General features: G+C 35.6%; 7 protein-coding genes. 4 read left to right on the forward strand and 3 right to left on the reverse strand.

Annotated elements, in window-relative coordinates:
• Positions 1 to 34: 34 nt before the first annotated feature.
• Positions 35 to 643 carry a hypothetical protein gene (locus SINDD18_RS05395; RefSeq protein ID WP_061863369.1) on the reverse strand — a complete coding sequence of 203 codons (609 nt, stop codon included), beginning with the start codon at positions 641 to 643 and terminating at the stop codon, positions 35 to 37.
• Position 644: 1 nt separating this feature from the next.
• Positions 645 to 809 carry a hypothetical protein gene (locus tag SINDD18_RS10990; protein ID WP_023396273.1) on the reverse strand — a complete coding sequence of 55 codons (165 nt, stop codon included), beginning with the start codon at positions 807 to 809 and terminating at the stop codon, positions 645 to 647.
• A 461-nt stretch (positions 810 to 1,270) separates the two neighbouring features.
• Here SINDD18_RS10990 and SINDD18_RS05400 point away from each other — a divergent pair, with 461 nt between their 5' ends.
• From SINDD18_RS05400 to SINDD18_RS05415, 4 genes are all read left to right on the forward strand, one after another.
• Positions 1,271 to 1,681, forward strand: a complete 411-nt coding sequence (locus SINDD18_RS05400) for a thrombospondin type 3 repeat-containing protein (RefSeq protein WP_022524945.1) — start codon at positions 1,271 to 1,273, stop codon at positions 1,679 to 1,681.
• 47 nt (positions 1,682 to 1,728) lie between these two features.
• Positions 1,729 to 7,941: a DEAD/DEAH box helicase family protein gene (locus tag SINDD18_RS05405; RefSeq protein ID WP_193750834.1), complete on the forward strand. Its 6,213-nt coding sequence runs from the start codon at positions 1,729 to 1,731 to the stop codon at positions 7,939 to 7,941.
• A 74-nt stretch (positions 7,942 to 8,015) separates the two neighbouring features.
• On the forward strand, positions 8,016 to 8,300 hold the full coding sequence (locus SINDD18_RS05410) for a DUF5962 family protein (RefSeq protein WP_061863371.1): 285 nt from the start codon (positions 8,016 to 8,018) through the stop codon (positions 8,298 to 8,300).
• A 13-nt stretch (positions 8,301 to 8,313) separates the two neighbouring features.
• Complete coding sequence (locus SINDD18_RS05415; RefSeq protein ID WP_061863372.1) at positions 8,314 to 8,610, forward strand: DUF5966 family protein; 297 nt, start codon at positions 8,314 to 8,316, stop codon at positions 8,608 to 8,610.
• A 138-nt stretch (positions 8,611 to 8,748) separates the two neighbouring features.
• On the opposite strand, the gene SINDD18_RS05420 is transcribed toward SINDD18_RS05415, so the two are convergent.
• Positions 8,749 to 9,612 carry a helix-turn-helix domain-containing protein gene (locus tag SINDD18_RS05420; RefSeq protein WP_001093611.1) on the reverse strand — a complete coding sequence of 288 codons (864 nt, stop codon included), beginning with the start codon at positions 9,610 to 9,612 and terminating at the stop codon, positions 8,749 to 8,751.
• Positions 9,613 to 9,845 lie beyond the last annotated feature (233 nt).

Genomic DNA, 9,845 nt, shown 5'->3' on the forward strand with positions numbered 1-9,845 from the left:
AAGAATCATGTCATCAGTTTAGGTGACATGATTCTTATTTTTTATAGAGTGACATATTTAATGCCATAGGCTGATAACTTACTTGATGATCGTCTTTAATCAATTGACTGTAAGCAACAAATCCAAACTGTTCATAAAATTGAATGACTTTAGGATGATTGATACTATCTAAAAATACCATCTGAGTTCCTACAATTGCTCGAAATTCTTCAATTTTTTGAATTACAATTTCAAATAACTCTTGTCCTGATAGTTTATTTAGCTTTGTGTTTTTGCCGAATTGACCGATAAGTAACACAGGGAGATAATCAATATTTTTGGGACTTTTCCCTTTTAGGACGAGTTTCTTTTTTAAGGATTTCTCTAAATCAGAAATATCAACAACTTTGAGAGATAAACTAAAGAATCCTATGATGTTATTTGTTTCAGTTTCTTCAACGATAAAATTACGAGAACGATGTTGTTTTTCAAAATTGGGAGCTTTATCAGATAGATAAGTCAACATCTCTTCATTACCGTTGAAATTAACATTTTCTAAAATGATAGTTTTAAATAGCTCCTGAACTTGTTTCTCAGTTTTATCAGGAGCCAGCACTTGAATATTTTCAAGATATTGTTTAAGTGGTGTTACTTGAATTGTCATCTTACAGATACTTTGAAATGAGTTTATTTTTCGTTGGAGCGGTAGCGTTTTGTGATTCAATAGATTTCAAGACTGCTTGTAGCTTTTTAGATGGTTTATGATTAAGAATTTTTAGAGCATCTTCGTTTGTTAGTTTTATATCACGTGTTAAACTGATTGTAGCCATTTGTTCTACCTCCTGTTTCTACTTAAATTCATTATAGCTTATTTTGAACAAAAGTTCAATCTAAAGATAGTGTATGTTTTCTATAGTGTATAAATCCAAAATAAGTTTTTCTCTTGCATTTGTAGCTCATATTCGTTAGAATAATGGTGTAAATGAGTGGTCGGCTCATGGTCAATCTGATAGTAATCTTGGACATAAGGGCCAAGCGGTGGCGGACACCAGAACGAAATCCGATAGCAATCTTGGACGTAAGGGCTAAGCGGTGGCAGACACCAGAATAAACCGACTGACTAGGTGGCTTACAGGTTCTGTAAGTCATCTTTTTTACTTTGATAGTAACGTTTTATCATTTTAAGGAGAACGAGGTTTTGGCTCGTTCTCTTTTTTGTTGTGATACTTCTTTCAAGGAATATTTGGTAGGATTGGAGTGTAAAAAGATTAACTAGGAAAGAAGGAAGTATATGGAAGCCATTTATCAACGTGATTCGGATCAAGATGGACTGACTGATGCTCAAGAATTGGCGCTAGGAACCAATCCTCTTAGCGCAGATTCTGATGGTGATGGACGTTCAGATTTAGTGGAAGTAGAAGAAGGAACCAATCCCTTAGAAAAGGATTTACAAGACATAGACCAAACAAGTATAACTGAACCGTCTTCAGTATTTATGGAAATGAAACAAAAGATTTCAGATATGATGGAGAGTCACTACAAGGAATTTATACAGGCTCTTATTAGTATTGAAACAGGGATTGAAAACGAACAAGACCTTGAAGACTTATATACTTACTACATGAGAACAGATTCTGTTTCTCTTTTGTCTAGTGATTTAGAAACCAGTCCTCAAGAGGTTGAAATGGAGATAGAGTTGTAGGGGAATCATGTGATTCTCCTATTTTCATATAGATGAAAGGAGCGAGTATGGAAGTAATACAATTATTGGCTATGTTTCGTGGAACAATTCCAAAAGATAGGGAGAAAATGGACCTATTTCTTCGTTATCAAGCGCAACATTTTGATGAGAAATGGCAGGATTTGGTAGAGAGTTTTTTGGCTGAAGAGGGCAAGATAGAAGAGATTCCTCACGTATATTCTTTTGATCAAGATATTGTTTCTTTCCTAGAGGCTAGTTCTGAAAATAATGACCAAGATTTAGAAAGTTATACAAGAAATTTTGGACAAGAAGGTCTAAGTAAATTATCTCAATTAAGTAGTTGGGAGAAAAACTTGGTGCTAGAAGTCGCAACCTATAACCTTTCCACTCGATTTTACATCCAATCTGAAAAAGAGAAGTTAGAACCATTAAGTGAGCTTGTATTTCATCAGAATCAGGATGTCAATTTAGTCAATGTCTATCGGGTTGCGAATAATCTATCTGACCGCATTAGTAGAGATATAGAGGAATTTCTTCTAATGGTTGACTCAAAAGAGCTTAAAAAAGAAGTTCTTGAGATTCATTTTGAAGAAAAAGAGGGAGATGTTCTAGCCTATTTGGGTTCAGAATTGATGGCTACTTTAGATACTGTTACGGATCTTGTCCATCATGAAGAAAACTACCAACAACTCCCACTGACACAAAAGCTGAAGATTATTACTCATTTTGATGAAGTAAAGGCTTTAAGAGAAAAGTCTAAGCAAGTAGCGGAAGCGGTCTTACCTTTAGATAATATTGACCAGGTAGAAGAAAATGTGGAAGTTCATTCCCAATCTAAAGTAGATAAAATTGTAGAAGAAGCTTTGAGGAAATATTCAATCGGTTCACAAGTAAGTTATAAAGGTCAAGTATTTCAGTTGGTTTCGATTGAAAATGCCCAGTTAAATGACTTAGTTCGCCTAGAGCTATTCAATGATTCCAACCAGTTATTTGAAGAAAATCCTATCTTATACTTGAATAGTTTGGAAGAGATTGAACAAGCCTTATCTCTCGTAGAACTTGAAAAAGAAGATTCAGAGCTTGAGATCGATTCATCAAGTGAAAGTCAGGAAATAGATTTGTTTTCCTATCTGGAAGAGGAAAAGGATAAGGAAACAAAACCTTTAATTTCAGGCATAGAAGAGTTGGATATTCCTGTTCAAGATTTTGTTTTTCCAGATGATTTAGAGGACTTTTATCCTAAGACAAATCGAGAAAAAATTGAAACGAATATCGCCGCAATTGAACTTGTTAAAAGATTAGAAAAAGAGGGACGACAAGCGAATCCAGAAGAACAAGAACTACTAGCCAAGTATGTCGGCTGGGGTGGTCTTGCCAATGAATTTTTTGATGAACTCAATCCAAAGTATGAAGCAGAACGTTTAACTCTTAGGAGCTTAGTAAGTAAGTCAGAATACTCCACCATGAAACAAAGTTCCCTCACAGCCTATTATACAGACCCAATGATTATTCGCCAGATTTGGCAAAAATTACTGGATGATGGTTTTGAGGGAGGAAGGATACTAGATCCTTCTATGGGGACTGGGAACTTCTTTGCGGCTATGCCTAGAAGTATACGAGAGAAATCAGAACTCTATGGAGTTGAATTAGACAGTGTGACAGGCGCAATCGCAAAACAACTTCATCCCAATACTCATATTGAAGTGCGAGGATTTGAAGAAGTTCCCTATCAAAATAATAGTTTTGATTTAGTCTTAACGAATGTACCATTTGGAAATTTTCGCATTGCAGATAAAAATTATGATAGACCTTATATGATTCATGACTACTTTGTCAAACACTCACTTGATTTAGTAAGAGACGGAGGACAAGTTTCGATTATCTCATCTATTGGCACAATGGATAAGCGGACGGATAATGTCTTACAAGAGATTAAATCGAGCACTCATTTTTTAGGGGGAGTTCGTTTGCCGGATACGGCTTTTAAAAAGATTGCAGGTACTCGAGTGACCACAGACCTCCTCTTCTTTCAAAAGGATCAAGCAAAGAATCTTCATGAGGAGGAGCTTGTCTTTAGTGGCTCTATTCCCTTTGAGGAGGATAAGCGTGTCTGGATCAATCCTTATTTTGATGGGAAATACAATACACAAGTTTTGGGTGAATATGAGGTACGCAATTTTAATGGAGGAACTCTCAATGTTAAGGGGGAATCAGAAACATTCACTACTGACATCATGGAAGCATTAGAGAATGTGGAGGCACCTAAACCAATTGACAATTCTTTGAAAGAACCTGTTTTTATCCAAGAAAAAGTGGATCATTCTATCCCAAGTCGTATTCGTGAGAACTTAGCGCTCTATTCTTTTGGATATGAGGGAAATCAAATTTATTACCGAGATACACATGGCATTCGGAAAAGTTCAAAAGTAGACGAAATTAGTTATTATGTAGACGAGAAGGGAGAGTTTAAAGCTTGGGACAGTTCTTTGTCTGAACATAAAATAGACCGATTCGTGCAACTTCATTTGACTGATGAGGAAGCACTAGATGTTTACAAGTCAGAAGAAGCGAGTAAAAGGGGGAAATATAAGGGACTGTTCAAAAAAACTGTCTTTTATGAAAGTCCCTTATCGGATAAGGATATTAGTCGCATTAAGGGAATGGTTGATTTGAGAGAGACCTATCAATCCTTAATTGAAATTCAACGTCATCAAGATTATAGTCGGACAGATTTTCAGGTATTACTTAGTAAACTCAATCGTGACTATGACCGCTTTGTAAGTCAATTTGGATACTTGAATGCCTCAGTCAATCGGAACTTATTTGATAGTGACGATAAGTATTCTTTGCTTGCAAGTTTAGAAGATGAATACATTGATTCTAAAGATCAGAAAGTAAAATATAAAAAATCTTTAGCCTTTGAGAAAGCATTGGTTAGGCCGGAGAGAGTGATTGCAAGAGTTTCAACGGCTCTAGATGCCGTAAACTCTAGTTTATCGGATGGTAGAGGGGTTGATTTAGACTATATGGTATCAATTTATCCCGAACATAGCCAAGCTGCTATTTTAGATGAGTTAGGTGATCAGGTTTTAATGGATCCAGAAAGCTATTTAAGAGGAGAAAGAAAATATCTTTCTAAGAACCAGTTTTTATCAGGAGACATTCTCAACAAGATAGAAGTAGTTCAACTATTAGTGGAGGAAAACAACCAAGAATGTGACTGGTCCCATGCTTTAGATTTGTTAGAGTCTGTTCGCCCTCCACGGATTCATCTGGCAGATATTGAGTTTAAAATAGGGTCACGTTGGATTCCTCAATCCGTTTATGGTAAATTTGCCTTTGAATGTTTTACCAATCGTGAATTTGAATTGTCTTCGCCTGATGTTGAACAAGTCATTGAAGTGAATCCTGTCGATGGCCAGGTTCATTTAAAGACATCATTTGCTTATCGCTATCCAAGTGCCAAAGACAGTAGTCTTGGAGTTAGTGGGTCACGTTATGATACAGGAAGAAAGATTTTTGAGAATTTACTTAATTCGAACCAACCGACGATTACCATGACTGTTACGGAAGGAGAAAAGAAAAAGACCATCACAGATTTGGAAAAAACCTCTGTTCTAAGAGCAAAAGAGCAGCATTTACAAGAACTCTTTCAAGACTTTGTCTCACGGTATCCAGAAGTCCAACAAGTCATTGAAGAAAGCTATAATCGTCTTTATAATCGGACGGTTAGTCGAGAGTATGACGGTAGTCATCTAGTCATTGATGGCTTGGCACAAAACATCAGTCTTCGTCCTCACCAAGAGAATGCCATTCAAAGAATCGTAGAAGAAAAAAGAGCCTTGTTAGCTCATGAGGTAGGTTCAGGAAAGACCTTGACCATGCTTGGTGCTGGGTTTAAATTAAAGGAGTTGGGGATGGTTCATAAGCCCTTGTATGTGGTGCCTTCTAGTTTGTCTGCTCAATTTGGCCAAGAAATCATGAAATTTTTCCCTACTAAAAAAGTCTTTGTGACCACTAAGAAAGATTTTGTGAAGGCAAGAAGAAAACAATTTGTTTCTCGTATTATTACAGGAGATTACGATGCCATTGTCATTGGGGATTCTCAATTTGAAAAAATCCCTGTCAGTAAGGAAAGACAGATGAACTATATAGAGGATAAACTCAATGAACTACGAGAGATTAAAACACATTCTGAAAATAAGTATACTGTTAAAGAAGCAGAGCAATCAATAAGTGGTCTAGAGAAACAATTGGAAGAACTCCAACGCTTTAATCGTGATAGTTTTATTGATTTTGAGAACTTAGGAATTGATTTTCTCTTTGTGGATGAAGCACATCACTTTAAAAATATTCGTCCAATTACTGGACTTGGAAATGTAGCAGGGATTACCAATACAACCTCTAAGAAGAACGTGGATATGGAAATGAAGGTGCGACAGATTCAGGAAGAACATGATTTTAAAAACATTGTCTTTGCGACAGGAACACCTGTTTCCAATTCTATTAGTGAGTTGTATACTATGATGAACTACATTCAACCAGACATCTTAAAACGCTATCAAGTTGATTATTTTGACTCTTGGGTAGGTGCTTTTGGAGAAATTCAAAACTCTATGGAATTAGCTCCTACAGGGGATAAGTACCAACCTAAGAAACGATTTAAAAAATTTGTCAATCTTCCTGAGTTGATGAAAATCTATAAAGAAACAGCCGACATTCAAACACAAGATATGTTGGATTTACCTGTTCCAGAAGCTCATATTATCCCTATTGAGAGTGAGTTAACCGAAAACCAGAAACTCTATCTAGAAGAATTGGTTATGAGGTCAGATGCGGTCAAATGTGGGACGGTTGATCCGAGCCAGGATAACATGTTAAAGATAACGGGTGAGGCACGAAAACTAGCAATTGATATGCGTTTATTGGACTCTAGTTATAGTCTAGCAGACAATCATAAACTGCTTCAGGTAGTGGATAATGTTGAAAGAATTTATCGTGAGGGAATGGAAAATAAGGCTACTCAGATGATTTTTTCAGATATTGGCACACCTAAGAAAAAGGACAATGGCTTTGATGTTTATTCTGAGATTAAGGCTTTATTAGTTGATAGAGGAATCCCTAGTAAGGAAATTGCCTTTGTACATGATGCCAATAGTGATGAAAAGAAGAATAGCTTGTCTCGAAAGGTCAATGCAGGAGAAGTGCGTATCTTACTTGCCTCAACTGAAAAAGGAGGAACAGGTTTAAATGTTCAGAGCAAGATGAAAGCAGTTCATCATCTGGATGTACCGTGGAGACCAAGTGACATTCAGCAACGCAATGGACGTATTATCCGACAGGGAAATGAAAACAAGGAAGTGGATATTTACCACTACATTACCAAAGGTTCATTTGATAATTATCTATGGGCAACTCAGGAGAACAAACTTCGTTATATTAAGCAGATTATGACTTCTAAGGAGCCGATTCGTGCTGCAGAAGACATTGATGAGCAGACTATGACGGCTTCTGATTTTAAGGCGCTAGCAACAGGTAATCCTTATCTCAAATATAAGATGGAACTAGAGAATGATCTAACTCTATTAGAAAATCAAAGACGCGCCTTTCAACGCAGCAAGGATCACTATCGTCATACAATCTCTTACTGTGAAGAAAATATGCCCATTCTTGAGAAACGATTAAGCAAGTATGAAGGCGATATTCAACAGTCTGAAATATCGAAAGACCAGGCATTTTCTATGAGGGTAGGTAAGCAAGCTTTTGATCAACGAGCTGAAGCAGGGGAATCCCTACACCGTCTTATTCGTCATAATCAAGCTGACAGCAAAGAATTTCGTACCCTAGCAAGCTATCGAGGATTTGACATTAAAATGCTTAGTCTTCCAACAAATCAACCTCTTCCTGAAACCTTCTCTGTTAAGATTGTAGGAGAAAATCAGTATTCTGTCAGTTTAGATTTGTATTCTCCTTTGGGGACAATTCAAAGACTTCAGCATACGATTGATCATATTAAGGAGGACCAAGTGAAAACTCAGAACTTATTGGATGAATTAAAGGATAAATGGAATACTGCTAAGGTAGAAATTGAGAAAAATTTTCCAAAGGAAGATGATTATCAAACTAAAAAGGCCGAATACGATGTACTCGCGCCATTGATTGAAACAGAAACAGATCTAGATATTATCGATCAAGCCTTAAGACAATTCCACGAAAAAGGAAAAGAAAAGCAAGAACAACTTTCTTTTGAATTAGATTAAAAAATATATATAAATAGCGGACAAAAAAAGAAAAGCGCGGTAGAATAAAGATAGAAAGAAACGAGGTAACGATTATGATGGAAGATACCTATTATCAGTTAGAAGAGGCCTTGGTACAGGGATTTCAAACGCCTGAAGAATACCAAGCCTACAAGGAGTTAAAGGAACATTATGAGGAAGTGACGGGGGATTACAGTTTTTCTATACAAGAACTCACTAGCCAATTGGAAATCGCACTTCAGAATCAACGAGATGTGGAGTTTGAAGAACATGAAAAAGAGGATTATTTGGACTTGGTTCAAAAATTAGAAGAGTTTGATTCCTCTCTTGCCACCCATTATCGTCAGTTGATTGATTAGAAAGGAGAAAGTCATGACTGATTTACTCCTTGTCCCAGTAATTTTTTTAGCAGTAGGAGGAATTCTTATTCTTTTATGGAGACTCTTTCTTATTGCCAGTGGACTTTTCCTGATTGGTTTTGTCAGTTTTCTTATTTTCGTGGAGGTCTATGGAATTTATCTGTTCTTTACTGAACCTACTTTATACTTTGATGATTTCAGACAACATGGTTTAACTAGTTTTACGGCTGTGTACCTTTTCATCAATCTAATGTTGTTTCTAGGCTTCAGTTGGCATTTCATAAAGTCCAAAAATAAAGAAAATATGTAAACTTGTTATCCGGTTAAAAGACTTTATCTGAATCTAAATTCGGATAAGGTTTTTTATTTATGTGACTGATAGTATTAATATCACTATCAGCCTTACAGGTTATTTAACGTTTCAGAAAAACTATAATGTCAAGATTAACTATACAGTATCTAATTCCTTCAAATAATTTTCTATCTTCATCAACATTAAAGGATTGTTATAAATCTTACATAACTCTCTTGCTTCTATATAATAATTTTTGACTTGTTCTTTGTCTAGAAATTTGGCTCCAGCATTTCCTACAAGAATAAGTAGGGGAGCCAGTTGGTAGCTTGTCTGTCTTTGTTTACAGAGTTCAATCGTCTCAAGAGCTTCTTGGATAGCTTCGTTATATTTTTCCTTTGACACTAGGTAGTGAGAGTAGTTGTAACGAACTCTGATGTAGCCAAATAAAAACTCTTGATGCTCAAAATTTTTTGTCTGATATAACTCCATTAAATGAGAGTAGTTTGCCTCATATTCTTGTTCACGACCCACTAAGGAATAGAAATTAGATAGAGTATTCAATGCCTTTAAATAAATCAGAGTATTTGAGGAGACTTTTAATAATATATTTTCCAATGAAGAAATAGCCTCACACTTACTGTCATATTGATAGAAGTCAATAATAGCTTTAATCCATTCAAGGTAAGTTCGGTCTTCTAGTGTTAGAAAAGTACTTCGTTCAATCTCTATTCTATAAATATATTCCAAATCTTCATAATTTCTGTCATCTAATAGTCGAGCAGATAATTGCTTGAAATTAGAGAGGTTAGATTTAATTTCAATTTGTTCATTAAAAAAATAATCTAATGGTACTTCAAGTCGTTGTGAGAGTTTGAACAAAAGGTCTGCGGAGGGAATGAAATGCCCTCTCTCAATTTTACTAATCTGGCTTTGTTCACAAATTCCTTCTGCAAGAGTTTGTTGGGAGAGTCCTAGCTCTTTTCTTTTTAATCTGAATTTCTCTGCGAGTGTATTCATTAAAGATAATAAACCTTCCTATTTGCTTAATTTCATTATAAAATTTTTAGTTCAAAATAGCAAGTTAAAAGAATAAATAATTCTTTATAGTAATAAAAAAAAAAAAGTTCAAAAATGCAATAAAAATAATTGACTGAATAAACTACATATGTTAGAATAAAAACAAGGAAAAAGAAAGGGGTTTCATTGCATGAGAAAAAAACGTGGAATTAAAAAATTAGTTACATTTGCGG

The organism is Streptococcus infantis, assembly GCF_001579645.1.
GTDB classification, from domain to species: Bacteria; Bacillota; Bacilli; order Lactobacillales; family Streptococcaceae; genus Streptococcus; species Streptococcus infantis_E.

Bases quoted from the DNA above. Each gene is read 5' to 3' on its own strand.
- SINDD18_RS05395 (WP_061863369.1), bottom strand. From the start codon at position 643: ATGACAATTCAAGTAACACCACTTAAACAATATCTTGAAAATATTCAA.
- SINDD18_RS10990 (WP_023396273.1), bottom strand. From the start codon at position 809: ATGGCTACAATCAGTTTAACACGTGATATAAAACTAACAAACGAAGAT.
- SINDD18_RS05400 (WP_022524945.1), top strand. From the start codon at position 1,271: ATGGAAGCCATTTATCAACGTGATTCGGATCAAGATGGACTGACTGAT.
- SINDD18_RS05405 (WP_193750834.1), top strand. From the start codon at position 1,729: ATGGAAGTAATACAATTATTGGCTATGTTTCGTGGAACAATTCCAAAA.
- SINDD18_RS05410 (WP_061863371.1), top strand. From the start codon at position 8,016: ATGATGGAAGATACCTATTATCAGTTAGAAGAGGCCTTGGTACAGGGA.
- SINDD18_RS05415 (WP_061863372.1), top strand. From the start codon at position 8,314: ATGACTGATTTACTCCTTGTCCCAGTAATTTTTTTAGCAGTAGGAGGA.
- SINDD18_RS05420 (WP_001093611.1), bottom strand. From the start codon at position 9,612: ATGAATACACTCGCAGAGAAATTCAGATTAAAAAGAAAAGAGCTAGGA.